We start from the raw sequence: 26,340 nt of genomic DNA, 5'->3' as shown, positions 1-26,340 counted from the left end.
CTAGCGCCCGGCGCCCAGGCGAGGACGGCGCTTGCGTTCCTGCCCCGACCGTTCGGGGAGGGCCACCGGCGCTTCGGGGGCAAGAGCGGGCTCCTCCTCCTCGTGCAGGCGGCTGTCCATGAGCCGGGCCAGCGCGTCGGACTCGGAGGAGCCCGTTTTGCCGGGGAAAGAGCGGGCGGGGCGCTGCTGGCTGGCCCGCCAGCGCAGGATGCTGTCGGCTAAGTCATCCAGGGCGTGGGCAACTCCTTTGGGGAGGGTACCGGCGGCCGGCGGTAGAATGGCAGCGAGGGCGGCCGTGAGTTCGGTGACGAGGGCCTGTTTCAGTGGTTTCACTTGCCTACGTACTGGTAAATGCGGCGGAGGTTATGGTTCCGCTTCCTCCGGGCGGGCGAGGTTGTGCTGGGGAGGCAGGGGAGGGGACAGTTGATTTTGGGCCGGTGGGGTGGAACCCACCCGTGGGGGTGGGCCCGCCCGGGTACAGGATGGCTCCCCGGAACAACCCCGCCCGGCTGGTTGGGGTATCGCCTGACACACGCCAGTAAAGGCAGGGGATCCTCACGGCAGTGTGGCCGGAACGATACCTGGCTGACCTGGCCTACGCTGCCGAGATGCAGCGGGCTGGTCAGTGGGCGATTAGGTGCCAGGAAGCCGCCTTCAGCTAAGCAGGGGATAAGGGGACATGTCCGGGTCTTTGCGGGCCTGGGATACCTCGCCGGCGACACCAAGGCCCTTGCGGGGTGGGGCTGGGGCGAGGTGAATGGTCGTGCAGCTTTTTTTGCTCAGCCTCGTTACGGTGAGGTATGCACGCTACCGAACCCACCTCCCCCTTGGCTCAGCAGCTTAAACCGCTCGAAACCGTACCCGATTCGTACATCGTCGTATCGCCCGAATTCATCATTCTCACGGCCAGCAACGCGTACTTGGCCGACACCCTGAAACGGCGCGAAGAGCTGATCGGCCGCTACCTGTTCGATGCCTTTCCCGACAACCCCGCCGCGCCGCAGGCCAATGCCGTGCGAAACTGGCGGGCTTCGCTGGAGCGAGTTATTGCCACGGGGCAGCCTCACCAAATGGCCCTGCAGCACTACGATGTGCTCGACCCGGACCGCCCGGGCCATTTTGTTGAGCGCCACTGGAAGCCATTGAATACGCCCGTCTTCGATGCGCAGGGTAACCTGTCTTATATCATTCACAGCTCGGTCAACGTCACGGAGGAGGTGCGGGCACGCCGGGCCATGGTGCAAGCCCAGGGCCGGGAGCACGACGCCCTGGCCGAAGCCGAGCGGGAGCGGGGGCGCCTGAGCCACCTCGTGATGCAAGCCCCGGCCGCCATCTGCCTGTTGCAGGGGGCCGACATGGTTTATGAGTTGGTCAACCCCAGCTACCAGCAGCTGTTTCCTGACCGTGAGTTGCTGGGTAAACCGTTCCTGGAGGCGCTGCCCGAAATGCGGGGCACGCCCGTCTGGGAGCAACTGCAGGAGGTATTCCGCACGGGCCAGACCCACCAAGAGCTGGACATGTGCATTCCGTTGCTGCGCCGGGCGGAGGCAGGGCTGGAGGACTCGTATTTCAATTACACGTTGCAGGCCCGCTTGGATGAACACCGGCGGGTAGACGCCGTGTATGTATTTGCCTTCGAGGTAACCGCGCAGGTACAGGCCCGGGAGCAGGTTCAGGTGCTTAATCAAGAGCTGGACCAGGCCAACCGGCATCTGACGCGCGTCAATGCCGACCTGGACAGCTTTGTCTACATGGCCGCGCACGATCTGAAAGGACCCATCAACAACCTGGAAGGGCTGGTGCAGGCCCTGGGCGAAGCGCTGCCAACCCCGCCTCCCTCGGACGCGGCGGCGCTGCTGGAGATGATGCAGGGCGCGGTGGCGCGCTTCCAACGGACGCTGGTCCAACTCAACGACGTGCTCCAGCTGCACCAGGCCTACGAACCCACCGCTCCCCCCATTGAGTTGGCGGCCGTGGTGGAGGACTTGCGCCAAGACTTGCTGCCGGCCCTGCAGCAAACGGGCGGGGTACTGGAGGTTGACGCGGCGGCCTGCCCCCTGGTGGCCATGCCCGCCAAGAGCCTGCGCTCCCTGCTGTACAACCTGCTGAGCAACGCCATTAAGTATCGCTATCCCGACCGGCCCCGCACGTCTACCTAAGCTGCCGCACCGTGGATGGGTATTGGTGTCTGACGGTGCAGGATAATGGCCTAGGCCTCGATACGAGCCAGCAGGCCTCCCTGTTTGCTTTGTTCCGCCGCTTCCACAACCACGTCGAGGGCTCCGGCCTAGGCCTCTATACCGTCAAGAAGATCGTGGAGAATCTGGGGGGCCGGGTGGAAGTGCAAAGTGAGCTGGGAGTAGGCTCAACGTTCCGGGTGTACATCCCCACCTTGCCCTCGTAATAATACACGAGCTGGGCCGGCTAGCCCCAGGGCCAAGGGCCGTGGTTGGGCGGCATTTATCCGAGGGGCGGTGGCTGAGGGGAGCATCCGGAGGAAGGGAACCCGCGCTTGCGGCGGACGTTATCATCGGTCGGCAGCTACCCCCGCCAAGCGGGTATTCGCCCGGGCGCACCACCGGAAGCCAGCAGGGCTAGCAGCAGGTGCCGGCCGGCGCGCAGCGAATCAGCCCAGCCGAGCTAGTTAAGGCAGGTTGCCAGTTGGTGCAAGGTAGTATCCGTGCGGCCAACCGAGCAGTTTGCCTTCACTACCAGCTCCCAGCAGAGAGGTGAGATTATTGGCTGGCACCCGGCCCCTTGCCGTTGGGGTAACCCCCAAGGCCGAACAGCGGTATGGTCAGCCGCCAGCCCACCCATTTTATTGATTAATATCAAGGCAATGGCGGGCTGCCGCGGTACACCTTTGCCTGTGCCCTGATCATGGCCGGTAGCAAGCAAGCAGCCCTTGCCCAACCGGCCAGCGATGAAGGCACCGGATGCTCAAGCAAGGATTGTATGGAAATTGGAATTGATAGTTTCGCCGCCGCGCTGCTCGACAACGGCACGGGCCGCCTGCCCAGCAGCGCCGAGGCCATGGCGCAACTGCTCGACCGGATCGTCCTGGCCGATGAGGTTGGGCTGGATGTGTTTGGCATTGGAGAGCACCACAAGGCCGAATTTCTGGATTCGGCCCCCGCCGTCATTCTCGCGGCCGCGGCCGCCCGCACTCGGCGCATTCGTCTCACCAGCGCGGTGACCGTGCTGTCAGCGGCCGACCCGGTGCGCGTGTTTCAGGAGTTTGCCACCCTGGACTTGATTTCGCAGGGTCGGGCCGAAATGGTAGTGGGGCGCGGCTCATCCGTTGAGGCGTTTCCCTTGTTTGGGTTTGCCCTCGATGACTACGACGCCCTGTTCAAGGAAAAGCTGGAGTTGCTGCTCGCCATTCGGGGCACCGAGCAGTTGCACTGGAAGGGTAAATTCCGGCCCGAGTTGCGGGGGCAGGGCATTTATCCGCGCCCCCAGCAGCCGGTATTGCCCATCTGGCTGGGGGTAGGAGGCACGCCGCAGTCCTTCGTGCGGGCCGGCACGCTGGGCCTCCCCCTGATGGTAGCCATTATTGGGGGCGAAACGCAGCAATTCCGGCCCCTGATAGATCTCTACCGGGAAGCTGGAAAGCGGGCCGGGCATAATCCGGAGAAACTGCAAGTGGGGCTGCATTCCTTGGGCTACGTGGCCGACACCACCGCCGAGGCCGTGGAGGACTTTTATCCCGGCTACGCCCGCACCTTCACCAATCGAGCCCGTGAGCGGGGCGGCGCGCCCGTCACCCGGGGCCAGTTCAACGCGCAGATAGGACCGCTGGGAGCCCTGTTGGTGGGTAGCCCCGAGGATGTGGCCGCCAAGATTCTGCGCCACAGCGAGGCGCTGGGCGGCATCACGCGGGTAACCTTTCAGCTGGACGTGGCTACTTTACCCCACGCCAAGCTCCTGCGGGCCCTTGTGCTGCTGGGCACGCGCGTGGCCCCGTGGCTTCGGGCCTAAGTGCTGCTGTCCGCCCCCGGCTTTCGGCATAGCTCCACGCTTACCAGCGCGGCGGTGCCGGAAGCCGGGTCGTTGGCCAATGGCCAGGCGGGCTGAGTTGCCCACCGGGGCGTGACCCTAGGTACCCCGGGCGGCGGCCTCCAGCAAGGGCATTCTGCCGTGGGCGCCTGTGGCTTAGCAGCCCGGGAGGTAGGGGCGCTGCTGGCGTGGGCCGGCCACGCAGCGGGTCGTCACCCAATGACGCCCCGAGCACTGGCTTAGCGCATAAAGGTATTTGAATTTCACCTGGCCGTGCTGATCCCAGCTGGCGGCCGTAACTTCTTCTTTCTATGGCTAATACCGTCACCAAAACCATCAACATTCAGGCGAGCCCCGAGCGGGTGTGGGAGTTCATCAACGACTTGTCCAACTGGCCGCAGTGGGCCATTCATAACGTGTTCAGCGCCACGCCCGGCCCCGATGGCTACTGGCTCATGGAAGGCCCCCGCGGCACGCAGCACGTGAAAATGGTGTCGAACAAAGAGCTTGGTATCCTCGACCAGGAGTTCAACGACCCCGTGGAAGGCAACTGGCTGGTGCCGTGCCGGGTGGTGGCGGGCAGCGAAGGCGCCCACTTCATGATGAGCTTCACCAAGCCCGCGGTTATGCCCGACGAGCCGTTCTACAAAGCCGTCGAGCTGATTGAGCAGGAAATGAGCAAGCTCAAGGAGCTGATGGAGAAAAGCTAGGCCACCCAGCTGTTTAATGGTCTGGAAAACCATCTGTCCTGCTTGATCTGGCGTCCGCTGGCCGAAGCCTCTCGCTTGCTAACGTTGGACAGATGATGTTGCCAAACCAACTGTCATGCTGAGCGCAGTGTAACGAAGCCGAAGCATCTCGCTAGTGTGGTACACCCTTTTGCCATTGCAACGATTCGAGCGAGATGCTTCGGCTGCGCCTCCGCTCAGCATGACGTTCGGGAGTAGTTTTCCTTGCTCAGAAGCAAGGAAGTCTCTACTCAGCTAAGTATTGATGCACGAACTTGATGGCCATGCTGCCCTCGCCCACTGCGGAGGCCACGCGGGCCATAGCGCCCGCCCGGCCGTCGCCGGCGGCGAACAGGCCCGGCACGCAGGTTTCCAGCAGGTAGGGCTCCCGGTTTACTTTCCAGTGGGCGGCGTAGCGTGGGTCAGCCACCAGGTCGCGGCCGGTGAGCACGTAGCCCTTCGCATCACAGAGGGCGAGGTGGCACACCCATTCTGTGCTGGGCTTGGCGCCAATGAAGATGAATACGGCCCGGGCCGGGTGCTTTTCGGGGGCTTGCCCGTCGCGCTGCACCACCACGGCTTCCAGCGACTGGCCGCCGCAGGCTTCGCGCAGCTGGGTGCGGGGCAGAATCTCGATGTTCGGCGTCTGCTCGATTTGAGTGATAAGGTAGGCCGACATGCTGGCCGCCAGGTGCTCGCCCCGAATCACGATGAACACCCGCGAGGCGTACGTAGACAAAAACATGGCCGCCTGCCCCGCCGAGTTGCCCCCGCCGACGATGTACACCGGCTGGTTGCGGCAACTGCGCGCCTCGGTGCGGGCCGCCCCGTAGTAGATGCCCGCCCCACTCAGGCGCTCCAGGCCCGGCGCGTCGAGGGTGCGGTAGCTGACGCCGGTCGTCAGCACCACGGCTTTGGTGCGGATAACCGACTGGTCGCGCAAAGTCAACAGCTTGTAGCCATCCTGCACCTGAAGGTTCACCACCTCCTGCGGGGCCATAAACTCGGCCCCGAGGCGCGTGGCCTGCGCCCAGGCGCGGTGCGCCAGCTCGCTGCCGCTCAGGCCGGTAGGAAACCCCAAGTAGTTTTCGATGCGCGAGGAGGCTCCGGCCTGCCCGCCCGGCGTTTGCCGCTCGATAAGCAGGGTTTTCAGGCCCTCCGAGGCACCGTACACGGCCGCCGCCAGCCCCGCCGGCCCGGCCCCGATAATCACAACGTCGTACAGCTCGTGCTGCGCCGCCACCAGCAACCCCAGGTGCCGGCCCAGGTCGGCTTTGTCGGGGTGGGCAAGGGCTTGTCCGTCGGGGCAGACAACCACCGGCAGGTCGTCGGCGGTAAACTTGGTAGTGGCCAGCAGCAGGGCTGCCTCGGCATCCTTCTCGATATCCAGCCACTGGTAGCCCACTAGGTAGCCGCTCAGGAAATCCTTGAGCTCGTGCGAAAGCGGCGACCATTGAAATCCAATCAGCCGCAGACCCTCAAACGCCGGCCGGTAGGTGGCCTGCCAGCTAGCCAGCAAGTCGTGCAGCACGGGGTAGAGCAGCTGCTCGGGCGGGTCCCAGGGCTTGAGCAGGTAGTAGTCGAGCTGGGCCGCGTTGACGGCCCGGATGGCCGCGGCGGTATCGGCGTAGGCGGTCAGCAGCACGCGCTTGGCCTCGGGAAACAGGGCCAGGGCGCGGGTTAGTACTTCCACACCCTCCACCTCGGGCATGCGCTGGTCGGCCAGCACCAGGGCCAGGGGCTCGGCGCGCGTGCGCAGCTCAGCGAGAGTCGTCAACGCTTCCGGGCCAGAATTAGCGCTCAGAATGCGGTAGTCCTGCCGAAACTCGCGGCGCAAGTCTTGGCTGATGGCCGCGAGCACCTGCGGGTCGTCGTCAACTACCAGAATGGCGGGCTTTTTCATCGTTCACTTAAGGGCTACAGGGCTGTCGGCGGACGGGCTACGGTGGCCTAGCGGGTAGATAGTGCCCGTGAGCTGCTCGCTCAGGGCCCACAGGCGGTCAGCATTCGCGGCAGCCACCGCGTAGGGCATCACCCCGGTCATGGGGCGGGGAGTAGGGGAACTGTCCGGGGAGTAGGTGGTGGCCACGTCATTGTCTTCGCAGTACACCCCGCCCAGGCCCGCCAGCTGCGGGCTGGTAGCGCACCACACGCTGGTGGCCGCGCCTTGGGCCACGGTTTTCAGGCCCCGGGCGGGCTCCACCACAATGTTGCCGGCCTCATCCACGGCGCCCATCTGCCGCAGCTGCTCCGGAGTAACGTACTTGCTCAGCCCCGTGCCCGCAATGCTGCCCGGGTGCAGCGAGAAGGCCCGGATGCCGGCGGCGTGCCCGCGCTGGTCCAGCCCCCGCGCAAAAAGCACGTTGGCGGTCTTCGACTGGCCGTAGGCCACCCAGGGGTCGTAGGGGCGGCGCTCGAAATTGGGGTCGTCAAACAAAACCGGCGAGAGCCGGTGTCCCCGCGACGACACCGCCACCACCCGCGCGCCCTGCGCTTGTACCAGCGCCGGCCAGAGGCGGCCCGTTAGCTGGAAGTGCCCGAGGTGATTGGTCGCCAGCTGCGACTCGTACCCGCGGGCGTCGCGGGCGAGGGGGTTGGCCATGATACCCGCGCTAAGCACCAGCAGGTGCAGCGGCCGCCCGCTGGCCAGAAACCGGGCGGCCAGGGCATCAATCGACGCGGGGTCGAGCAAATCCAGGGTTTCCAGCTCGACGCCGGCCAGGTCCCGCATGGCCTCGGCCGCCCGGGCGGGGTCGCGGGCCGGCACGAGTACGTGGGCCCCGGCGCCGTGCAGCGCCCGCACGGTTTCCAGGCCGAGGCCGGCGTAGCCCCCGGTCACCAGCGCCACCTGGCCGGTAAGGTCGAGCCCCCGGATAACGTCGGCGGCGGTGCTGGCCGCGGTAAAACCGGATCCTAGGGGCTGCTGCGGGGTAGGTCTGTAGGCGGGGGCAAAGGCGGATGAATCCGGCATATAGAAAAGTAGGAGGTAACTAGCGGATGGGTAACTTAATTTCAGCTGCCCTACAGGCCATCAGCCACTGCAAGACCGATGGCGCGTGGGGCGACTAACCCGGGGCCAACGACTCGCCGGGGATGCTGCTGACGCGGGAGTTGACGGCCCTTAGGGGTAGGAGGGCTAGCCAATGGGTAGCCAGGTCGTGAACTCCGTGCGGCCCGGCTCGGAGGTTACTTCCAGCCGCCCGCCGTGCTCCAGCACAATGCGCCGGGCAATGTCGAGCCCTAGGCCACTGCCCTCGCCCAGGGGCTTGGTGGTGTAGAAGGGCTCGAACAAGTGCGCCAGCACCTCGGCGTTGATGCCCGTGCCGTTATCCTGCACGCTGACCAACAGGCAATTTTCGCGCTGCTCGACGCGCACCGTCAGTTTCCCGCCGGTTAGGGGCAGCGCGTCCAGGGCGTTGTCAATCAAGTTGGTCCAAACCTGGTTGAGGCTGGCGGCCTGGCCCGTTATCAGCGGCAGGTCGGGGGCGTAGGCACGGGTGAGGAGCACGTTTTTCTCCCGCAGCGCGGGCGCAAACAGGTGGAGCGTGCTGTCGAGGCCGATGGTTACGGCCAGCTTTTCGGGGCCGGTGGCGCGGTCCATGTGCGAGTAGGTTTGCACGTCGCCCACCAGCGTGCTGATGCGCCGGGAGGCCTCGCTGATGTCGCGGGTGAGGCGCGCGGCCGTCAGGTGCCCGCTCAGCCAGGTAAAGGCGGCGGGCCGGGCGTGGGCGGGCAATTGGCCGGCCAGCGGGGCGAGGGCCGCCACCCCCAAATCCGCGTCGAGCAAGCCCGCGGCCAAGCTATAGCCATCGGGGCAGCCTTGCGTTTCCAGCCAGGTGGCCAGCTCGTCTTCGCGGTCGGCAGCTTCCAAGGCCGATACGGGCGGGGGCAGCTCCGCCGGCAGCAGGGCCAGGGCCGTGAGGGCCGTCAGGGTTTCGGCGGGTGGGCAGGTGGCCAGCAGCTCAATCAGTTGCGCCGGAATAACTTGCAGCGCCGTAGTGAGCGCAGCCGCGGCCCGGCTGATGGCGGCCGCCGGGTTGTTCAACTCGTGCGAGAGGCCGGCCGAGAGCTTGCCCAGGGCCCGGAGCTTGTCGTCGCGCTCCTGCGTGCGCACCAGGTCGCGGGCCCGGTCGTTCATGATGCCCACCAAGCGCTGCACCAGCTCGGGGCTGACCTGCTCCAGGGTTGGAAAGTGGCGGCTAGGCAACTCATATAGCACCGTGTCGCCCACGGCCACGCCCTGCGCGGGAAAAAACTGGAGCCGGGAATACGGCATCAAGCCGCCCACGTCGCCGGCCGCCAGCCGGAACCCGCGGGCGCTGGCATCGCCCGGCAGTTGGGTGTAGGTGCCGCCCCGCACCACGGCCAGCAGCTTATCGGCGGGGGCCCCGGCCAGCACCACGGTTTCCCCGTCGGCGTACTGGCGCAGCTCCCCTGCTTGCCGCAGCCAGGCCAGTACGTTGGGCGGCAAGCCCTGAAAGGCGGGGATGCTGCCTAGGGCAGTAGGGTCGGCGGGCAGCAGCTGAGCCATGCAAATACGAGTGAACGACCGACGAAGCGCCTAGTACTCGGCAAACTCCTGGTCGGGGTAGCAATACACCCAGTATTCGCCGGGCTCGGCCGACGACACCACCGGGTGCTGCGTGGCGCGGAAGTGCTTGGTGGCGTGCGTGTTCTTGGACTGGTCGCAGCAGCCCACGTGGCCGCACTCCTGGCAGGTGCGCAGGTGCACCCAGGTGTCACCCAGGGCCACGCATTCGGGGCAGACGTGCTGCGGAGCAGTTTTCAAGTGCGCCGGATCGAGCGCCGCGAGGTGAGAGCAAACGGAGGACATAGGGAAAGTTGAAAAGGGGTGATAAGAAGCCCGGGCAGAAGGCGAGCTGCTCAGATGCGCTCGGCCAGGTAGGCCGCCACTTCGGCCAGGCGGTTCGAGAAGCCCCACTCGTTGTCGTACCACGAGGCCACCGACAGCAGCTGGCCCTGCTTGGCCGTGAGCGGCAGGTCGATGAGGGCCGTGTGCGGGTCGGCCACGATGCGGCAGGACGCCCACTCGTCTTCCAGCACGTCGAGCACGCCGTGCAGCGGTCCTTCCTGCGCCGCCCGCCGGAAGGCGGCCTTTACTTCGTCCACGGTACACTCCTTTTCCGTCACCAGGTTCAGCTCCGCAATGCTGCCCGTGCGGGTGGGCACGCGGTAGGCTTTGCCGGTGATGTGCAGGTCGGGCCAGATGAACTGCAGGGCCCGCGCGGCCCCCGACGACGAGGGAATGATGTTTTCGGCGGCGGCCCACGAGTCGCGCCGGTCCTTCATGGGCTGGTCGGTCAGCGACTGGCTGTTGGTGTAGGAGTGCACCGTCGAGAACAGGCCGTACTGAATACCGAAGTTCTCTAGAATCACCTTGATGGGCGCCGCTAGGGCATTGGTGGTGCAGCTGCCCATGCTGATAAGGTGGTGCTGGTCCGGGTCGAACGTTTCCAAGTTGATGCCCTTGAGCAGCACCGCGTCGCAGTCGGCCAGCGTTTTGCTAGGCGCACTTACCAGCACGTACTTGGCTCCGCGGTCGAGATGGGCCTGCGCGCCGGCGCGGGTGGTTGCCCGGCCGGTGCAGTCTACGACTAAGTCCACGCCCAGCGCGGCCCAATCGGGAATTTCGGTGGCTGAATTCAGGTAGGGGATGTCCCGCTCGCCGATTCGCAGCTGGCCCGGGGTACCCGCCACGGGCTCAGGCCAGCGCCCATAGTTGGTGTCCACGGCGAAGAGGGCCGCCAGGGTCGCCTCATCCCGAATGTCGGACACCGACACCGGCACGAACAGGCGCTCGGTCAGCGCGACGCGCAGGAACTGCCGCCCAATGCGGCCAAATCCATAGAGGGCAATGGTTTTCATAGAGGGAGAACAGTAAAGGAGAAAACAACCAGTTGGAAAGACCAGGAGGCCTAGGGTCCGACGTTCGGCGTCCCGGTTGGTAGTCGGGAGTGCAGGGAGGAGCCGGCCTGGAAGATCATACTTTAATGATAATCAGCGTGCTAGTCTGCTGAATAGTAACGGCTTGATAAGATCTTGACCTCGGCAGCGTGGCCTAACCTGACCGGCATCCTGCTCCGGGCTATTCAGCTCGCGGCGGGCGACACGCCAGCTACTCCGCGGCCCCTACTGGAGGTGGGCGCGCAGCATCCAGGCTGTTTTCTCGTGCTGCTCGAGCAGGGCCGTCACAAAATCACTCGTGCCCGCATCTTTATGCGCACTCTGCATTTCGCCGAGGGTGCCCCGGATAAATTCGATGATGCTCTCGTGGTCCTGGAGCAACACCCGAATTAGGCTGAGGCTGTCGTTGCCGGCGTCGTCCTGCTCGGTCAGGTGGGTGAGCTGCAGGAAGGTTTTCAGCGAAGCCGGTGCGTAGTGGCCTAGCTGGCGGATGCGCTCGGCTACCTGGTCGGCCCGGTCGGTGGCCTGCTGGTAGAGCTCCTCGAAGTAGCGGTGCATGCTGTGGAAGTCGGGGCCTTCCAGGTTCCAGTGGGCGCGCAGCGTTTTGGTGGAAAGCACAAACTCGTCGGCCAGCAAGGTGGCGAGTTGATGGGCCACGACTTCGCGGTGTTCCGCGGCAATACTAATGGTAGTTTTCATCCGTAAGGGAGGTAGGGGAAACAAAATGTCTTAGGAAAGGGTGAAGTGAGCGTTGGGGCACCTCGGGTCAACAGCGGGCGGCCGAACGGCCCACCCCGTGGTTTGAGCCAGGGCAAAGGTGATGGGCGGCCAGCCACGAATGCCTTGACTTTTGTCAAGATTATCGACGAATTAGAAGGCCACCAGGGAGCTGTAATACGGGCTGCACTGGCGCGAACCCCGCTGCTGCTGCTCAGCAATTCGTTATGCGATGCTGATACATAAGTGCTTGCTTAAGCCTTAGAGGCTGCTTAGGAGAGCTGCTGGCGGTGAAGCCACGCAATAGTCGGACCCTCGTCGATGAAAGCGGCCACCTGATAACTGCTCGTGCTGCCCTGCGTGAGAATGGGTAGCACGACGCTTTGATAATGGGCGAGATGAGAAGGATACACCAAGTGAGCCCCGAAGATTGGGGCCATCGTGCCGAACGCCGTGGCAACCAGCGGACAAAACTCTTCCCTCAGCCACCGCGCCTGTTGCGCGCAGTTGGGGGGGCAGCGCCGGACGTCCAGCAGCCAAAACGGACAGGTGTGCTGCTGCGCCATTTTCAGCAAGTAGCGGTAACCAGCCTCAAAGTCGGCACCGGTGCGCATTTGCTGAATCCAGCGCGCTACCAGCACATTTTCCTGGCGGCGGTACGAAACATCTAGGAACTGTTGCATAAGGCGATCAACTAATAACATGCGCGCCGGCTAGGCCGGGGCGGCCGGGTTTCTCTGCTTCAACACTACCGCCGGACCATGGCTCGGTTAGGCTCCCGCCCCCACGCCCAGTAGCTGTCGTTCCCATTGCAGGGCCGTGCCGCTGCCGCCGCCGTGCTCGAATAAGATGTCGGCTACTCCTTCGGTTGTTTCGGTGCGCGCCCAGTCGCGCTGGAGCTCCGAGAGCACCGCCATCCAGGTCATGGGCACAGCCCCGGCCTGCACCAGGCGCTGCACCGCCCGCTCGTGGGATTCGGTGGACACGCCGCCCGAGGCATCGGTCACGATATACACCTCGTAGCCCTCGCCCAGCGCCTGAATGGTGGGCATGGCCAGGCAGATTTCCGTCCACCAGCCCGCCATAATCAGCTTCCGGCGGCCCGCTTGCTCCACCTGCTTTACCACGCGCGGGTCTTCCCAGGTGTTGATCGTGGTGCGGTTGATGATTTCCTGTCCCGGGAAAACATCGCGGATGCCTTTGAGCAGCAGGCCGCCGCGCTCTTCCACCACCGTGGTCAGAATGGTGGGCAGGCCGAATACCTTCGCCGTTTTGGCCAAGCCTACCACGTTGTTGACCAGTAGGGTCGGCTCGTGGCTGTGCAAGTTGGCAAACTGAAACGGCTGATGATCAATCAATAGCAGCAAACTATTTTGGGGAGTCAGCAGCGCGTCAGAGCCCGTTTTGGGTGAGTGGGTGGCTGTCATGTTACCAAACGTGTAGAGGTTGGAGAATAGAGTTGGGCAGCAAATCCTCCGACAAAGGTGGCGCTCCGGGCTAGGCCGCCGCATTGACTTATGTCAATAATCCATCACGGTTAAGTCCAGCTGCGCCGCTTGCTCCCTTGCTCTAACGAAGCCAATAAGAGGGCTAGGCCACTAGGTATGCCCTCTGCCGGGGTAGTCAGGGAAAACTACACATCACCCACCGCGGCAGTTAGACTAGGAGGCGCCTCATCTCAGGCCAGCAACCGCCCGGAGGCCACAGAGCCGGTCTTCCCGGGTCACTAATCAGGCAAGACCCCGTTTAAAACCACTAGATTGGCAAAAGCCGCCGCCTGGGCCCCCGCTGCCGGTACTCGGATTTTGCTGGCTATTAGAGCCTATTCCATAAACGAGCCGTTCGAAAACTACCTGCGCGCAAGTGCCGCTGACGGCGGAGTGAGCTCGTTTGCAGGCGATGGACAGCGCCCGGGGCATCAAAGCGCTCTTTCCAGGAAGCCAGAACGTCGACCCCTTAAAGAAGCGTATTCACGCTTGGCGGCGGATGCGGCTGAGCGTTTCGGCCGTGAGGCCTAAGTAGGAGGCGACCATGTGCTGCGGAATGCGCTGAGCCAGGCCCGGATACTTCTGCAGAAACTCGCGGTACTTCTCCTCGGCCGAATAGCTAATCGCCGAGTGCACCCGACTTTGTGAGGCCATAAAGCTGCGGAGCACCAAGGCCTTAACTACTTGGTCGAAGGCCGGTACTTCGCGGCGCAGCCGCTCAAAGTCGTCGTTTTTCAGCACTATCACGGTCGAATCCTCCGTGGCTTCGATATTATAGCGGGAGGGCTGCCCGGAAAGCAGGCTTTCCTGGTCGCTGGCCCACCAGTTTTCAACCGCAAACCCGATGATGTGCTCCAGGCCTTTGGCATCGACCGAGTAGGTGCGCAGGCAGCCGCTGACCACGAAGGCATTGGCCTGCCACACGTCGCCGGCCTGGAGTAGGTACTGCCGCTTGCGCAGCGCACGCACGACACTTACCGCTTGTATCTGCTCGATTTCGGCCGGGGTGAAGAACGCTTTACTCTGCAAATACTGCTCAAACACGGCAAACATGGACGGAGGCTAGGATGGTACCAAGCGCAAAAGAAAGACTTTTTGCTTGGCTCCATCCTAGCCTCCGCTGCTGTTGGTTGAACAACGGCCCACCTAGGCGGCCCTAAGGCAGCAAGAGCACCGAGCCCGTGGTGCGCCGGGCTTCCAAGTCCGCGTGGGCCCGGGCGGCGTCGGCAAGGGGATAAGTCTGCGTCGTGAGCTCCCCAAACCAGCCTTGTTGGAGGGCCGCGTAAACATCTGCCGCGGCTTGCTCCAGCGCAGTTTGGGTGGGCAGGTAGGTGCCCAGCACGGGCGAAACAACGGTAAGCTGCCGTTGGGCGAGCACGGCGGGCGCCGGCGGTTGGGGCCGCCCCGACGACGAACCGTAGAGCACGAGCGTACCGCCGGGCTTTACCACGGGCACGGAGGCGCCAAACGTTGCTTGCCCAACGCCATCATACACCACATCAACACCTTGCCCGGCGGTGATTTCCAGCACGCGCGCCGCCAAGTCTTCGTGGTCGAGGGCAATGGCATAGTTCAGGTAGGGCTGTACCGCGGCCAGCTTCGCGGCCGTGCCCACCGTGCCGATAACGGTAGCACCCAGCGCCCGGGCCCAGCGCGCCGTGAGCGAGCCCACGCCGCCGCCCGCGGCGTGCACCAGCACCACGCTGCCGGCCTGCACCGGATAAATACGCCGCAGCAGGGCCCACGCCATCAGCCCCTTGGTAGTCACGGCGGCCGCCTGGGCAAAGGTGATTCCATCGGGTATACGCACCAGGCCGGAAGTGGGCATCAGCCGTACTTCGGCGTAGGCCCCCACCACAAAGTGATACGCTACCCGGTCGCCGACTCGGAAGCTGGTCACATCTGGTCCGACGGCCTCAATGGTGCCCGCCGCCTCGACGCCGGGCACGAAGGGAAAGGAGGCCACCGCGAAGCTGCCGTTGCGGAAGTAGGTATCGACGAAGTTGACGCCGATGGCTGCCTGGCGCACCCGCACCTGCCCCGGCCCGGGTGCCCCAATTTTTTCCCGGCCATACACCAGGACCGAAGGCGGTCCGGGCGCTTGCATATACACGACGCCGGCGGGGGCGGCGGATGAAAGTGGTTCCATAGAGCTACTGGCGAAAGAAGGCGAAGACTAAACTACGCGCCGGCTAGGCGCTTTGCCCGCCATCCACATTGATGGTGGCCCCGGTGATGTAGGAGGCTTCGGCGCTGGAGAGAAATGCCACCGTGGCGGCAATTTCCTCTACCCGGCCGTAGCGCCCGAGTGCCGTGCCAGCGGCTTGCGCCGGCGCAAAGTCGCTCGTGGCCGGGTTCATGTCCGTGTCGATGTTGCCGGGCTGTATCACGTTCACGGTGATGCCTTTGGGCCCTAGGTCCCGGGCCCAGCCGCGGGTATAGGCCGCTACGGCTGCTTTGGTGGCCACGTAGTCGGCAATGCCGGGAAAGGGCGCCCGGCTGCCGCCCGTAGACCCAATGGAGATAATGCGCCCGCCCTCCCCGATAAAAGGCACGGCGGCCCGCACGGTGGCCGCCACGCCCGCCACGTTCACGGCCAGCTGCCGGTCGAAGGCGGCCAGGTCGGCGGCGGCATCATCGACGGTACCCGTAATAAACAAGCCCGCGTTGTTCACCAGCACATCAATGCGTCCGAACTGGGCCACCGTCTCGGCCACGGCCGCCCGAATAGCGGCCGTATCGCCGCTGTCGGCTTGAATAGCTAAGGCCCGGCGACCCGTACTGGCTAGCTCGGCCACAATAGCTTCGGCCTGAGCTGCGGAGTGCGTGTAAGTGAAGGCCACATCGGCTCCTTCCGTAGCTAAGCGCCGTACAATACCGGCCCCAATGCCGCGGCTGCCACCCGTTACAAAAGCAATTTTATCTACTAGGCGATTCATATGATTCATACAATGAGAAGGTAGGGGCCGCAAGGGTTCCAGCTTGACTTGCGGCGGGTTAAAGGATGCGTTGTCCCTGTTTATCCGGGCTGTTTGATAGGACAAAGGTCTCATCACTCCTCCCCCGCCCGCGTTGATAATTATCAAGAAAAGCCCTTGACAATTGTCAAGGGCTAAACCTGCCCCTTGTTAGGGAGTAGTTCCTTTTCATGAGTGCGGCGCTACTCCAACTCTGCCCCGGGCCTTTAACTGACCTAGTTCCAACAAACTGTAGGAGGCCCGAATACCAGTGGGTTACCAGCTCACCAGCACCGGGGCGCTGCCTGCCCCCTTGGGTGCCACTACCACGCGTTGGTACGGCTTACCCCCGCTAGCCTGGTCGGTGTTCGGCACCGCTTGCACGGGGCCGAGGGTTTGGGCCATGGCGCCGCCTTTAGCGTCGGTGCGCACGGTCAGCAGGGGGTAGTCGCGGGAGTAAGGAGCCTGCGTAGCCCGGCTTAGGTAGATGTCATATTCGGTGTCGGGCTGCAGGTGCATCAGCGAGAAGGAGGCGAGGTCAACCAGCCCCTCGGAGCGCGAAACCAGCGAACCGGCGGCCGCCCCGCCCCCGACGGCCTTCAGCTCGCGCACCACGGTGGGCTGGTCCACGAGTTGCCGGCCGAGGTTGGTGAGGCCCGTGGCGCCGGCGGGCACGGCGTTTGGTACGTACACGAGCGCCATGGGGGCCTGCCCGACTTTCACCTTCCCGAGTACCTGGTTGGTGGCGGTGCTGATGGCCACCACCGAGTCGGCGTTTTCCAGGTTCACGTACACGCGGCTGGCGTCGCCGGAGGCCCAGATGCCGTGCGGCAGCGCCCCCACCGGAATGGTAGCGAGCTGCCTAAAGCCCGGCTCGCGGGAAAACACCTTGACCACATTTTCGCCGCCCACGCTCACGTAGGCCACCTTGCCCAGCTTGGTGTCCAGGGTGGTGACGTGGTTGGTGATGGGCCCCGTATCCAGCACTTGCGCAATGCTCAACGTCTTTATATCCAGCACTGACACTTTGCCTACATCCTTGTGCGTAAACCAGACCTGGCTCCCATCCTTGGTGGCGAAGATGTTAGGGGAGAACGGACTCGCCACCGGTACGTGCTTGATAACTGCATAGGTGGCCGCATCCACGACCGTCAGCTCGGGCGAAAAGCTGGAGCACACGAATGCCCGCTTGTTGTCGGGGCTGAAGGCCACCATGCCGGGCCCGTTGGCGACCTGAATGCGGCGGGTTTCGCGCAGCGTGGCCACGTCAATCACCGATACGTAGTCCTCGCCCCGCACCGTTACCCATACCTCCTTACCATCGGGCCGGAAGGTGGGCTCGTGCGGGGCCCGGCCCACATACACGCTGCCCTTGATGGCATTGGTGGCCGGGTCAATGAAGGTCACGCTGTTGGAGCCCACCGACACCACGGCCAGCGTTCGGTGGTCGGGAGCCAGGCCTAGGCCGTGCACCAGCGCCTGACCCCGGTAAAGCGGCGTCAGGATATCGGGTTGCGGCTTGCCCAAGATTATCTGGCCCAGCAGCTTGTTATCGACCGGATCGATGACGGACACGGTGTTAGAAATCTGGTCGGCGGTGTACACCCGGTCGCGGTGGCTGACGGTTTGCGCGTAGCCCGGCCGGCCCCATAATAGGAGGGTGCCGAAAAGCAGGTATTTCATAGGGAAGGGCTAGGAAGAAAAATCAGTGCTGCGCCGGCGCGGACGAGGGTTTAGCGGCGGCCCCGTGCTGGCGCAGCCAAGCGTTCATCTGCTGAATCTCGACTTGCTGCTCGGCGATAATACTTTGGGCCAGGCGGCGCAGCGCCGGGTCTTGGCCGTAGAGCAGCTGCAGGCGGGCCATGTCCACCGCCCCCTGGTGGTGGGGCACCATCATGGCCGCGAAGCTGGCGTCGATATTGGTGGGCGGCACGCCTCCCATCTGCTGCATGCCGCGGTCCATCACCGTCATCACCGAATCCATCTGCCGATGAAAAGCCGCCGCGGGCGTACCCGGCGCCAGGCCAGCGACGGCGGGACTGGCGTGCGGCGAGCTGCTTTTCACCGCCGACATGCCGTGGTGGTCATGCGTTTGCGCCTGCGCTACCGCCACGGGCGTAGCAGCCAGGAATGAAAGCAAAGGCAAGGATTTCATGGATAGCGTCATCAGTGAAGCGTTTGGTGAGGGTATAAGCAAGCAGCCAGTTGCTGCGCGCCCTAAGCGAATGGCAGGGAAAGGCCAGCCTATTCGCGGCCTGCTGCTGGAGGTGGTCCCACTATTTCATCACCTATCTCGGCCGAAGCCCGGGCAAACGCCTCCATGTCGGGCGGCGTGGTGGGGGGTAGGCCAGTAGCGTCGGCCGCGGTACCCGCCGCTTTAATGAGCCTGGCAAAGCCACTAGGTGAGGCTACTACCAGCCCCCGGGTCCGCGCCGGGCCACTCACTACGGCATGGGCAGTACCCAGCGGAATAAATAAGTCCTGCCCTGGTTTCAACACGACTACCTCGGTTTTGGTATGCACGGTAAACTCGCCTTCCAGCACAACTAAGTGCTCGGAATAGGTGGTGTGCCGGTGCAGCGGCGTGACTACCCCGGGCTGGAAAGTGCCCTCAATGAGGTCGTAGCGGCCTTCGGTGGCTTCGTGGTCGGCCAGAATGCGCGTGAGGGTGCCCAAAAGCCAGAAAGACTGGTTCATGCGTTGGAGTTGATGGATTAACAGGAAGAGCCCAGCAAAGAGGCTCAAGTACTTATGTTGCGGTCTGCTCTTCACTCAACAGCCCCTGCCTTCCCCCTAACTCGGGTAAAAAGCAGGGGCTGAAAGAATTGGCGGCAAAGCGAGGCGTTTAGCCGAGGTACTTCTTGAGCTCGCCGGCCGCGTGCACAAACAGCGACTTGACCGCCGGCACCTCGGCCAGGGCATTGAGCAGGCCGAAGTCGTGAATCATGCCGTTGTAGCGGATGGTGGTGGCGGGTACGCCGGCCTCGCTGAGCTTGCGGCCGTAGGCTTCGCCCTCGTCGCGCAGGATGTCGTTTTCGGCCACCTGAATCAGAGCCGGCGGGAGGCCGGCTAGCTGCTCCAGCGAGGCGTTGAGGGGCGACGCGTGGATTTCCTTCCGCTTGGTTAGGTCGGTGGTGTAGGTGTCCCACATCCACTTCATGAGCGGGGCAGTCAGGAACCGGTCCTGGCCATACAGCTCAAACGACTCGGTATCAAAGGCGGCGGAGGTCACGGGCCACAGCAGGACTTGCAGCTTGATGTGCGGGCCACCTCGCTCCTTGGCCAGTAGGCAGGTTACGGTGGTCATGTTGCCACCCACGCTGTTGCCCACCACCGCTAGGTTTTTTCCGTCCACGTTGATTTCCGCGCCGTGCTCGGCTACCCACTTGGTGGCGGCATAGATTTCGTTGATGGCCTGCGGATACTGCGCATCCGGGCTAGGCGTGTAGTCCACGAACACGGCCACGAAGCCCGATTCTACTACTAAGTCGCGCACCATGCGCTGGTGGGTGGGGAAGTCGCCCAGCACCCAACCGCCGCCGTGAATGAAGATGAACGCGGGCAGTATCGTACCCGAGGTGCCCGTCGGGCGCACGATGTGCAGGGGCACGGTGTAGCCATCTTCCTCGATGGTGCGCTGGGTGGTTTCCACGCCCGAGAGGTCCACGGTAGCAGAGGCTTGCGCGCCGACCAGCACCTGGCGGGCGTCGGGCACGGGGAGGGTTTCGAGGCCGGGGCCGCCGGTATTCAGGGCTTTGAGGAACTCGATGACCTGCGGGTCGAGGTGCTGGTCGGTGGCAAAAGGAGGTGCTTGCATACGGAAAGGAGTTAAGTGGTTATGGTGGTGATGCGAGTTGAACAGCGGGCAGGGCGTGCTACTACGCCGGCAGCTTTACCAGATTGACGCCCGAAAAGGCCCCGCCGAACTGCTGGAGCCGCCCCCCGGTTGAGAGCCCGCCCAGGTCGAGGCCCGCAAAGCCCATTTTGTTGATTAGCGCCAGCACGTCGGCTTTGGCCGCGGCATCGTCGCCGGAAACCACCACGACCCGCTGGCCGCCGCTTTCGCTCGGGCTGGCCGCCAGCACGGCCGCGGCCAGGGTGTTGAACCCCTTCACGACCCGCGCGCCGGGCGCTAGCTCGGCCACGATTTCCGACGAGGTTTTGGCGCCCAGGTCCCGGGGTTTGAAGTCGGGAAATTGGATGGCGTTGGTGGTGTCCAGGAGGATCTGGTTGTTCCAGCTCGGCACGCGGTCCAGGACGTCCGCTACCGCATCCCACGGCACCGACAGCAGCACGAGGTCAGCCTGCGCGGCTTCCTCTACGGTGCGCGCCCTAACCCCTGGCCCGAGGGCAGCGGCCAGGTCGAGGAGCGCCGCCGGCCCGGATTTGCTGCTGATGACAACCTCGAAGCCGGCTTGGGCGGCGTGGCGAACAAACGCCTGGGCAATGTTGCCCGCGCCGATGGTTCCTATTTTCATGGAGTATAGGGTTGTAAAATGTAAGGATGGAAACAAGCAAATAGGGGGCGCCAGACAGGGGCTATTGCGCCGCGCCGGCGGGCCGGTAGCCGGGGGCCACCAGTTGGTACCAGGCAGGGTGCCGATGGATATAGTGCGCCACAAACGGGCACAGCGGAATGATGGTCAGGTGACGCTCCTGCGCCCACAGCAGCACCTTTTCCACCAGGGCGCTGCCAACTCCCTGACCCTGCAGGGCGGCAGGCACTTCGGTGTGAATTAGGCTAAGGTATTGGTGATGAAGTTGGTATTGCAGCAGCGCCGTAGCCCCGTTAACTGCCAGCTCAAACTGCTGGTCGTAGGCGTTATCGGTGAGGGGGATGGGATGATAAGTAGGGTTCATAGGAGAGTAGTGCGAGGCGCTAGATCTTGGGGCAGGGTGACTGGCTCATAGTAAATCTGGCCGTAGTCACCGGCGAAAAAGTCTTCGTAGGCCGTGGCTATTTCGGCGTGGCTATTCATCACGAAAGGTCCTTGGGCCACCATCGGCTCGGGGGAAGGCTCCCCGCCAAAAACCAGCACGCTCACCGGCCCGATACTGGGATTAGTGAAGGTGATAGGGCCGGTTTCATGGCCAAACAACACCAGCTCACTCTGGCCGAAGGGTTGGCCATTAATCTGCACTATCTCAGCGGGCACAAAAGCCGCGTAGTCCAAGCCGGCCTTGGTAGCTAGGGAGAAGGAAGCCTTGGGGCTCAGCTGTAAGTGGTACAGGAACTGGGGGCTGCTGGTAGGTACCGGCGAAGCGGCATCGCCCAGGGCCCCGAGTAGCACCCGCAATCTGCCAGCCGACTCGGGCAGCAGCACCTCGGGTACGGCCGTGGGTTGCAGGGCTAGGTAGGCGGGGGCTTCTGCTTTATAGCGGGCCGGCAGGTTAATCCAGAACTGTAAAGCGTGCAGCACGCCGCCGGTGGCTTGAAAATTTAGGCTGGGGTTTTCATCGTGCAGCACGCCCCGGCCGGCCTTCATCCATTGCGCGCCGCCAGCTGCTACCTCCCCGTGGTGGCCCGCGCTGTCGTAGTGTTCCAGGGCGCCGCTTAGCACGTAGGTGAAGGTGGCAATGCCTCGGTGCGGGTGGGCGGTTTCGCCCGTTGGGGCCTTCGGCACTTGGGGCTCGAGGTGGGTGGGGTACACGTGGTCCAGGAAAACAAACGGGCCCACCGCGGCCACCATCCGGCTGGGCAACAGTCGGTTGACGAGCAGCTTTCCTACTGTGGCGTTGGTGCCTCCAATTTGCGCGATGATGGATTTGGTCATGGCGTGCGTACTAGTTGGCAGCGCCTTCGCTAGGCTGCTGCTACTGCAAAGGTGGTCTCCTAGGCCAGGGGGTTCCGTTGACTTTTATCAAGAAAGCAATTCAGTTGACTGGTGCTTAGCGTGCAGTTTGGTGCGAATGCGGCTCAGGGTCTCAGGCAGAATGCCGAGGTAAGACGCAATCAGGTGCTGCGGAAACCGCTGCACATAGCGAGGGTGCTGCGCCAGAAAAGCTACGTAACGCTCCTCGGCCGTGCAGGATATGGCGGCCTCCAAGCGCCGCCGGGTGGCAGTTTCGTGGCGCTGGTCTAACCCCCGCATCAGCTCGGCCATGGCTGGCACGGTCCTTAGTAGCTCTTGCATTTGAGTATGGGTTATCAGCAGTAAGCTGGCATCTTCTAGAGCATCAATGTAGTAGCGAGATGGGGTGAGCAGCACGCAGCTTTCTCGGTCGCCCACCCACCAGTTTTCGACGCCCAGGCTGAGCACGTGCTCAATGCCCTTATTGTCTACGCTGTACATTCGGAGTGCGCCCTTCAGCACAAAGGCGAAGTGCTTGCACACCTCGCCCGCCCGGAGCAAAAAGCTTCTTTTCTTGAGTCTCTTTGGGGCAAACGCTGCGCATATGTGGGCGAAATCCGCGTCGGAAACAGGAGCGGAGATATTGGCATCGATGTAGGTGCGAAAAGCTTGCATAGCGGAGCAGGTAGCAAAGGAAGGCTGAGGCCTGACACAGAACTCCGGCTCGATTTAGGAACCAGCCCGAGAATGAATGTGCGGCAGCTTGGTGCGAATGCGACTCAGAGTTTCGGGCGAAATACCCAGGTAAGAGGCAATCATGAGCTGCGAAAACCGCTGCACATAGCCAGGATATTGGGCGACAAAGGCGGCGTAACGTTCCTCAGCTGTGCAGGCAATGGCATCGTGCAGGCGCTGCTGGGCGGCAATGGCGTTGCGCTCATCCTGAATGCGCACCAACTCGGCCACCAGCGGTACCCGGCGCACGAGCTCCTGGGCTTGGGGGCAATTGATGAGTAGGAGCTGCGAATCCTCCACGGCATCAATGTAGTAGCGCGAAGGCATCAGCTGCGACCAACTTTGCCGGTCGCCAATCCACATGTTTTCCACCCCCAGCACGTGAACCTGCTTGTTACCTCGCGCATCCAGGGTATACAGTCGAAGGGCTCCCTCCACAACGAAGGCCTGATATCGACAGACTTCCCCCGCTTGTAGCAGATATTGTTTCTTATAAAGCTTGTAGGGCAACAGCTCGGCCGTAATCAAGGCGAAATCCGCATCAGAAATGGTTGAGCGGGTCAGGTGGTCAATATAGTTGCGTAAGGCTTGCATGGCGTGGACGTAGAGCGGAAAGGATCATAGCTGCTCCATTGGTTGCCAAATGGGTGCCAACGCACTAATTATGTAACATGTATGGTAATTAATTATCTTTATATCAATATGTTATGTGTCGAGTTGCGTAGCGTTAAGGTCATTGGAGAAATCCCCAGTGTATTGGATTATCCAATATATTGGAGTTTTTTTTGGATAAACCTTCCTTAACTGGCAGCTTTGCGGCGTACCTTTCCCTGGTGAGACTGCCGCCCCCAAGCCCAGCCAAACCGCGTCATTTGCCTCAACGGCACCTAGGTAGCGAGTTGCAAACCTTCACCAGCCGTCTATGCTTACTCCCACTGAATCCGCCGCCCTCGTGCTCATTGTAGAAGACGAGTTTCTAATTGCCAATGACTTGGGGGATATTCTGGAAGGGGCGGGCTACCGGGTCGTGGGCCTAGCTGAGTCGGGCACGCAGGCCCGGGCATTGGTGAATGAAGCGCGGCCCAGCGTAGTACTGCTGGATATATTTCTGAAAGGGGCAGAGACGGGTATTGAACTAGCCCACTGGCTCAATCAGCAGCGCATTCCCTTCGTATTTCTGTCTGCCAACCTAAGCGACGACGTACTGGCCGCGGCGAAAGTGACGGAGCCTTATGGCTTTCTCAACAAGCCCTTCCGAGAGCGGGACGTGCTGGCTGCCCTCGAAATTGCTCGCTACCGCCACGCCCACAGCCAGGAGGCCAAGCTGCGCCAGCAGCAGCAAACCCAGATGGCCGTGAACGAGGCCATTGCCTCGCTGCACGACCGCGAGCAGCTGTGCCGCGCCATTGCTACGCAGGTCAACCAGTTTGTACCCATTGACGTGCTCAACCTGTGTCTGAGCCAGCCCGAAGAGCAGATTTTTTATTGGCTTCTGCTGCGCCGCACGCCTCAAGGTACATTTGAGCGGGTGCGCCTGCCCCAGCTCCTGGGGCCCGATACTCCCGCCGAGCGGCTGAGTATGCTCGCCCACCCCATGGCCGCCGATCCGGGGGAGCGCCAGGGTATTTTCACTGGGGCAGCATTTGAGGTCCTAGGCCAAGAGTTTAGCATGGCTCGGGCCATCAATGAGGCCTTCGGGATTCAATCCATGGCGTTTTTTCCGGTCGCGCTGCAGCAGCGCACGTTTACCAGTCTGCAACTGGGCACCACGGCCGCCGCTGGGTTTACGGCAGAAGACTACGCCGCCATCAGTCTCATCATGCCGCAAATTGCCCTGGCCCTGGACAACCTGTTGGCGTATGAAGCTTTAGAAACCCAGCGGCAGTTTAAGGCCGCCGAGCTAGCCGTAGCTAGTGCGTTCCGCAACGGGCGAGATATGGCCGATATAGCCCCTCAGGTCGCCTCCGTTATCAGCGAGCTGCTGCCCATCGACCTGCTTAGCTTCTACCGGGTAGGGCGCGTGCTGGGCTCAACCAGCGTTATGGATGCCACCGTTGGCAAGCAGGACGGCCGGTTTCACCTGCTGCCCCTAGATAGCCTGCCGCTGCCCGAAAGCGCGGCCGAGCGGGAGCAGGCAGTGGCCGCCATGGAACCTGCCCTGCTCAAACCCACGCTGAATGTGGGTGAAGCGGCAACTCAGGCCAGTGAGTTGAACGCAGTAACCCGCTACTACCGCGACCTGCTGCAGCTGAAGTCGTCCATGTACGTGCCCATCACGCTGAAAGCCCAGCCCGTAGCCGTGCTTGTAGTGGCCAGCAAAGCCGCTTATGCGTTTACCAGCAAGGATTTGCAGGTGCTGCAGGAGCTGGCCAATCAGTTGGCCGGGTCCCTGGAAAACCTACTGGCCTACGAGCGCATCCGCCGCCTGAGTGAGCAACTGGAACAGGAGAAAACCTACCTCAGCGAGGAGCTGAAAACCAGCCACAACTTTGAGGAAATCATTGGCACGAGTCCGGCGCTGCTCTCCGTGCTGCGGGGGGTAGGCCAGGTAGCCCCCACCGATGCCACCGTGCTGCTGCTGGGCGAAACCGGCACTGGCAAGGAGTTGATTGCCCGCGCCGTGCATAACCGCTCAGGCCGGGCCGCGCGCACGATGGTCAAGGTAAACTGCGCCGCCTTGCCGCCGCAGCTGATGGAGTCGGAGCTGTTTGGCCACGAAAAAGGCAGCTACACGGGGGCCACCGAGCGGCGCGTGGGCAAGTTTGAGCTGGCCCACGGCAGCACCCTGTTCCTGGATGAAATTGGGGAGCTGCCCCTGGAACTGCAGGCCAAGCTGCTGCGCGTGCTGCAGGAAAAAGAAATTGAGCGCTTAGGCGGTAAAGGCCCGCTTAAAGTAGATGTGCGCATCATCGCGGCTACTAATCGGGAACTGGCCACCGAAGTGGCCGCGGGCCGGTTTCGGGCCGACCTCTACTACCGACTTAACGTATTCCCGCTGGTGCTGCCCCCGCTGCGTACCCGCCCCGACGATCTGCTGCCGCTCGCCACGTATTTTCTGCGTAAGCTCAGCCAGAAGCTAGGCAAGCCGTTTACCAGCATTGCTAACACCTCTCTGCAGCAGATTCAGGCCTATGCCTGGCCGGGCAACATCCGGGAGCTGGAAAACGTGTTGGAGCGCGCCGCCATCTTATCCGCGCCGCCAACTCTGGTGCTGGCCGAGCCCTTAGTAGCAGGCCCTGCCCCACGCAGCGAAGTGAAACCCATGGAGGATACCATGCGCGATACCATTCTGGCCGCTCTCACCCAAACGAACTACCGCATCCGGGGCCCGCGCGGGGCCGCCGTGCTGTTGGGCGTAAAAGCCACTACGCTGGAAGCGCGCATGAAAAAGCTAGGCATCGCCACGCGCAAAGAAAGCCGCGCAGAGTAGCCTAAGTAGCCAATACCTAGGCCATAGCTTCGGCATGAACGGGCTTCTTGGTCATGTCAAACTGCAGACTGATATGCACGCCCCCGGCTGTGCTGACGGCCAGCTGCCCATCGAGTTGCCGGCTCAAGCCCTTGATGATGACCATACCCAGGCTGCGGCTGCGCGTCAGCTCGAAACCTGGTGGCAGGCCTACTCCGTCATCGGTGATGGTCAACTGATATTGTTGCGGACCTAAGCTGACCAGGCTGACCGTGAGCGTGCCGCGCCGGGGTGGTGGAAAGGCGTGCTTGAGGGTGTTGGTCACCGCTTCGTTGATAATAAGCCCTAAGGGAGTAGCCACCGTCGTTTCCAGCTCAATGGGAGCCAGGTCGAGCTGCACCTGCACTGACCGTTGGCGGTCGAAGGACTCGACTAGGTACGTGACGATTTCGCGGGCGTAGTCAGCCAGGTTCACGCGGCCGAGGTGGTCGGCCTGGTAGAGCTTCTGGTGCAGCAGGGCCATGACCTGCACCCGGTTCTGGCTCTCACGGATGGCGGCCACCGCTTGCGGGTCGTGCAAGTGGCGCGACT

At 63.1% G+C, this 26,340-nt stretch carries 27 protein-coding genes; 5 read left to right on the top strand and 22 right to left on the bottom strand.

Translation table 11 applies throughout. The annotated features are described in order from the left end of the window. Entirely contained in the window at positions 1–333 is a 333-nt protein-coding gene (locus tag EU557_RS22555; RefSeq protein WP_135532750.1) for a hypothetical protein, read from the bottom strand. A gap of 467 nt (positions 334–800) precedes the next feature. Here EU557_RS22555 and EU557_RS22550 point away from each other — a divergent pair, with 467 nt between their 5' ends. From EU557_RS22550 to EU557_RS22535, 4 genes are all read left to right on the top strand, one after another. Next, positions 801–2,159 carry a sensor histidine kinase gene (locus EU557_RS22550; RefSeq protein WP_135532749.1) on the top strand — a complete coding sequence of 453 codons (1,359 nt, stop codon included), beginning with the start codon at positions 801–803 and terminating at the stop codon, positions 2,157–2,159. Between the two features lie 11 nt (positions 2,160–2,170). Continuing rightward, positions 2,171–2,404 (top strand): ATP-binding protein, encoded by a 234-nt coding sequence (locus EU557_RS22545; protein WP_135532748.1) that lies wholly within the window; start codon positions 2,171–2,173, stop codon positions 2,402–2,404. Between the two features lie 551 nt (positions 2,405–2,955). Continuing rightward, a complete protein-coding gene (locus EU557_RS22540; protein ID WP_135532747.1) occupies positions 2,956–3,981 on the top strand; it encodes an Atu2307/SP_0267 family LLM class monooxygenase in 1,026 nt (341 codons plus the stop codon). A gap of 329 nt (positions 3,982–4,310) precedes the next feature. Then, on the top strand, positions 4,311–4,709 hold the full coding sequence (locus EU557_RS22535) for an SRPBCC family protein (protein ID WP_135532746.1): 399 nt from the start codon (positions 4,311–4,313) through the stop codon (positions 4,707–4,709). Between the two features lie 265 nt (positions 4,710–4,974). Here the strand turns inward: EU557_RS22535 and EU557_RS22530 are convergent, their stop codons facing one another. The 20 genes from EU557_RS22530 to EU557_RS22435 form a co-directional block, all read right to left on the bottom strand. Further along, positions 4,975–6,630 (bottom strand): NAD(P)/FAD-dependent oxidoreductase, encoded by a 1,656-nt coding sequence (locus EU557_RS22530; RefSeq protein ID WP_135532745.1) that lies wholly within the window; start codon positions 6,628–6,630, stop codon positions 4,975–4,977. 3 nt (positions 6,631–6,633) lie between these two features. Continuing rightward, positions 6,634–7,698: an oxidoreductase gene (locus EU557_RS22525; protein WP_135532744.1), complete on the bottom strand. Its 1,065-nt coding sequence runs from the start codon at positions 7,696–7,698 to the stop codon at positions 6,634–6,636. Between the two features lie 165 nt (positions 7,699–7,863). After that, the gene (locus EU557_RS22520) at positions 7,864–9,258 is read right to left on the bottom strand and encodes a sensor histidine kinase (protein WP_135532743.1); all 1,395 of its coding nucleotides are present in this window, start codon (positions 9,256–9,258) and stop codon (positions 7,864–7,866) included. Between the two features lie 30 nt (positions 9,259–9,288). Further along, on the bottom strand, positions 9,289–9,561 hold the full coding sequence (locus EU557_RS22515; RefSeq protein WP_135532742.1) for a UBP-type zinc finger domain-containing protein: 273 nt from the start codon (positions 9,559–9,561) through the stop codon (positions 9,289–9,291). A 50-nt stretch (positions 9,562–9,611) separates the two neighbouring features. Next, positions 9,612–10,613: a type I glyceraldehyde-3-phosphate dehydrogenase gene (locus EU557_RS22510; protein ID WP_135532741.1), complete on the bottom strand. Its 1,002-nt coding sequence runs from the start codon at positions 10,611–10,613 to the stop codon at positions 9,612–9,614. Between the two features lie 264 nt (positions 10,614–10,877). After that, the gene (locus EU557_RS22505) at positions 10,878–11,351 is read right to left on the bottom strand and encodes a Dps family protein (RefSeq protein ID WP_135532740.1); all 474 of its coding nucleotides are present in this window, start codon (positions 11,349–11,351) and stop codon (positions 10,878–10,880) included. A 290-nt stretch (positions 11,352–11,641) separates the two neighbouring features. Then, positions 11,642–12,052 carry a hypothetical protein gene (locus EU557_RS22500; RefSeq protein WP_135532739.1) on the bottom strand — a complete coding sequence of 137 codons (411 nt, stop codon included), beginning with the start codon at positions 12,050–12,052 and terminating at the stop codon, positions 11,642–11,644. 87 nt (positions 12,053–12,139) lie between these two features. Continuing rightward, positions 12,140–12,796 carry a hydrolase gene (locus EU557_RS22495; protein ID WP_135532738.1) on the bottom strand — a complete coding sequence of 219 codons (657 nt, stop codon included), beginning with the start codon at positions 12,794–12,796 and terminating at the stop codon, positions 12,140–12,142. A gap of 543 nt (positions 12,797–13,339) precedes the next feature. Continuing rightward, a complete protein-coding gene (locus tag EU557_RS22490; protein ID WP_135532737.1) occupies positions 13,340–13,909 on the bottom strand; it encodes a Crp/Fnr family transcriptional regulator in 570 nt (189 codons plus the stop codon). 103 nt (positions 13,910–14,012) lie between these two features. Continuing rightward, positions 14,013–15,005 (bottom strand): quinone oxidoreductase family protein, encoded by a 993-nt coding sequence (locus EU557_RS22485; protein ID WP_135532736.1) that lies wholly within the window; start codon positions 15,003–15,005, stop codon positions 14,013–14,015. A gap of 43 nt (positions 15,006–15,048) precedes the next feature. Continuing rightward, positions 15,049–15,804: an SDR family NAD(P)-dependent oxidoreductase gene (locus EU557_RS22480; RefSeq protein WP_135532735.1), complete on the bottom strand. Its 756-nt coding sequence runs from the start codon at positions 15,802–15,804 to the stop codon at positions 15,049–15,051. A gap of 285 nt (positions 15,805–16,089) precedes the next feature. Continuing rightward, positions 16,090–17,496 carry a YncE family protein gene (locus EU557_RS22475; protein WP_135532734.1) on the bottom strand — a complete coding sequence of 469 codons (1,407 nt, stop codon included), beginning with the start codon at positions 17,494–17,496 and terminating at the stop codon, positions 16,090–16,092. Between the two features lie 22 nt (positions 17,497–17,518). Next, a complete protein-coding gene (locus EU557_RS22470; RefSeq protein ID WP_135532733.1) occupies positions 17,519–17,968 on the bottom strand; it encodes a DUF305 domain-containing protein in 450 nt (149 codons plus the stop codon). Between the two features lie 89 nt (positions 17,969–18,057). Continuing rightward, positions 18,058–18,510 carry a cupin domain-containing protein gene (locus tag EU557_RS22465; protein ID WP_135532732.1) on the bottom strand — a complete coding sequence of 151 codons (453 nt, stop codon included), beginning with the start codon at positions 18,508–18,510 and terminating at the stop codon, positions 18,058–18,060. A gap of 148 nt (positions 18,511–18,658) precedes the next feature. Then, positions 18,659–19,630, bottom strand: coding sequence for an alpha/beta hydrolase (locus tag EU557_RS22460; RefSeq protein WP_135532731.1), 972 nt, complete (start codon positions 19,628–19,630; stop codon positions 18,659–18,661). A gap of 61 nt (positions 19,631–19,691) precedes the next feature. Then, entirely contained in the window at positions 19,692–20,291 is a 600-nt protein-coding gene (locus EU557_RS22455) for an NADPH-dependent F420 reductase (protein ID WP_135532730.1), read from the bottom strand. Between the two features lie 61 nt (positions 20,292–20,352). Beyond that, positions 20,353–20,673 carry a GNAT family N-acetyltransferase gene (locus EU557_RS22450; protein WP_135532729.1) on the bottom strand — a complete coding sequence of 107 codons (321 nt, stop codon included), beginning with the start codon at positions 20,671–20,673 and terminating at the stop codon, positions 20,353–20,355. After that, positions 20,670–21,587 (bottom strand): pirin family protein, encoded by a 918-nt coding sequence (locus tag EU557_RS22445; protein ID WP_135532728.1) that lies wholly within the window; start codon positions 21,585–21,587, stop codon positions 20,670–20,672. Before EU557_RS22445 ends, EU557_RS22450 begins: the two co-directional genes overlap by 4 nt. Before the next feature lie 87 nt (positions 21,588–21,674). After that, positions 21,675–22,280, bottom strand: a complete 606-nt coding sequence (locus EU557_RS22440; RefSeq protein ID WP_135532727.1) for a Crp/Fnr family transcriptional regulator — start codon at positions 22,278–22,280, stop codon at positions 21,675–21,677. 54 nt (positions 22,281–22,334) lie between these two features. Next, entirely contained in the window at positions 22,335–22,934 is a 600-nt protein-coding gene (locus EU557_RS22435; RefSeq protein WP_135532726.1) for a Crp/Fnr family transcriptional regulator, read from the bottom strand. A gap of 328 nt (positions 22,935–23,262) precedes the next feature. Between EU557_RS22435 and EU557_RS22430 the strand changes: the two genes are divergently transcribed. Continuing rightward, complete coding sequence (locus EU557_RS22430; protein WP_135532725.1) at positions 23,263–25,770, top strand: sigma 54-interacting transcriptional regulator; 2,508 nt, start codon at positions 23,263–23,265, stop codon at positions 25,768–25,770. A gap of 16 nt (positions 25,771–25,786) precedes the next feature. Here EU557_RS22430 and EU557_RS22425 read toward each other — a convergent pair. After that, positions 25,787–26,340, bottom strand: a 554-nt coding sequence (locus tag EU557_RS22425) for a sensor histidine kinase (RefSeq protein ID WP_245326362.1), incomplete at its 5' end; no start/stop codon positions are given.

Origin of the sequence: Hymenobacter wooponensis (genome assembly GCF_004745865.1) — a bacterium.
Classification (GTDB): Bacteria; Bacteroidota; Bacteroidia; order Cytophagales; family Hymenobacteraceae; genus Hymenobacter; species Hymenobacter wooponensis.
The sequence above is the reverse complement of the archived record's forward strand: the minus strand, read 5'-3'. Positions and strand labels throughout refer to the sequence as shown.

Excerpts from the sequence above, each read along its gene's own strand:
- EU557_RS22455 (WP_135532730.1), bottom strand. The coding sequence starts at position 20,291 with ATGAAAATAGGAACCATCGGCGCGGGCAACATTGCCCAGGCGTTTGTT.
- EU557_RS22515 (WP_135532742.1), bottom strand. The coding sequence starts at position 9,561 with ATGTCCTCCGTTTGCTCTCACCTCGCGGCGCTCGATCCGGCGCACTTG.
- EU557_RS22460 (WP_135532731.1), bottom strand. The coding sequence starts at position 19,630 with ATGCAAGCACCTCCTTTTGCCACCGACCAGCACCTCGACCCGCAGGTC.
- EU557_RS22435 (WP_135532726.1), bottom strand. The coding sequence starts at position 22,934 with ATGCAAGCCTTACGCAACTATATTGACCACCTGACCCGCTCAACCATT.
- EU557_RS22470 (WP_135532733.1), bottom strand. The coding sequence starts at position 17,968 with ATGAAATCCTTGCCTTTGCTTTCATTCCTGGCTGCTACGCCCGTGGCG.
- EU557_RS22440 (WP_135532727.1), bottom strand. The coding sequence starts at position 22,280 with ATGCAAGCTTTTCGCACCTACATCGATGCCAATATCTCCGCTCCTGTT.
- EU557_RS22530 (WP_135532745.1), bottom strand. The coding sequence starts at position 6,630 with ATGAAAAAGCCCGCCATTCTGGTAGTTGACGACGACCCGCAGGTGCTC.
- EU557_RS22495 (WP_135532738.1), bottom strand. The coding sequence starts at position 12,796 with ATGACAGCCACCCACTCACCCAAAACGGGCTCTGACGCGCTGCTGACT.
- EU557_RS22465 (WP_135532732.1), bottom strand. The coding sequence starts at position 18,510 with ATGAACCAGTCTTTCTGGCTTTTGGGCACCCTCACGCGCATTCTGGCC.
- EU557_RS22500 (WP_135532739.1), bottom strand. The coding sequence starts at position 12,052 with ATGCAACAGTTCCTAGATGTTTCGTACCGCCGCCAGGAAAATGTGCTG.
- EU557_RS22450 (WP_135532729.1), bottom strand. The coding sequence starts at position 20,673 with ATGAACCCTACTTATCATCCCATCCCCCTCACCGATAACGCCTACGAC.
- EU557_RS22430 (WP_135532725.1), top strand. The coding sequence starts at position 23,263 with ATGCTTACTCCCACTGAATCCGCCGCCCTCGTGCTCATTGTAGAAGAC.
- EU557_RS22520 (WP_135532743.1), bottom strand. The coding sequence starts at position 9,258 with ATGGCTCAGCTGCTGCCCGCCGACCCTACTGCCCTAGGCAGCATCCCC.
- EU557_RS22550 (WP_135532749.1), top strand. The coding sequence starts at position 801 with ATGCACGCTACCGAACCCACCTCCCCCTTGGCTCAGCAGCTTAAACCG.
- EU557_RS22510 (WP_135532741.1), bottom strand. The coding sequence starts at position 10,613 with ATGAAAACCATTGCCCTCTATGGATTTGGCCGCATTGGGCGGCAGTTC.
- EU557_RS22505 (WP_135532740.1), bottom strand. The coding sequence starts at position 11,351 with ATGAAAACTACCATTAGTATTGCCGCGGAACACCGCGAAGTCGTGGCC.
- EU557_RS22480 (WP_135532735.1), bottom strand. The coding sequence starts at position 15,804 with ATGAATCATATGAATCGCCTAGTAGATAAAATTGCTTTTGTAACGGGT.
- EU557_RS22490 (WP_135532737.1), bottom strand. The coding sequence starts at position 13,909 with ATGTTTGCCGTGTTTGAGCAGTATTTGCAGAGTAAAGCGTTCTTCACC.
- EU557_RS22535 (WP_135532746.1), top strand. The coding sequence starts at position 4,311 with ATGGCTAATACCGTCACCAAAACCATCAACATTCAGGCGAGCCCCGAG.
- EU557_RS22525 (WP_135532744.1), bottom strand. The coding sequence starts at position 7,698 with ATGCCGGATTCATCCGCCTTTGCCCCCGCCTACAGACCTACCCCGCAG.
- EU557_RS22540 (WP_135532747.1), top strand. The coding sequence starts at position 2,956 with ATGGAAATTGGAATTGATAGTTTCGCCGCCGCGCTGCTCGACAACGGC.
- EU557_RS22445 (WP_135532728.1), bottom strand. The coding sequence starts at position 21,587 with ATGACCAAATCCATCATCGCGCAAATTGGAGGCACCAACGCCACAGTA.
- EU557_RS22485 (WP_135532736.1), bottom strand. The coding sequence starts at position 15,005 with ATGGAACCACTTTCATCCGCCGCCCCCGCCGGCGTCGTGTATATGCAA.
- EU557_RS22475 (WP_135532734.1), bottom strand. The coding sequence starts at position 17,496 with ATGAAATACCTGCTTTTCGGCACCCTCCTATTATGGGGCCGGCCGGGC.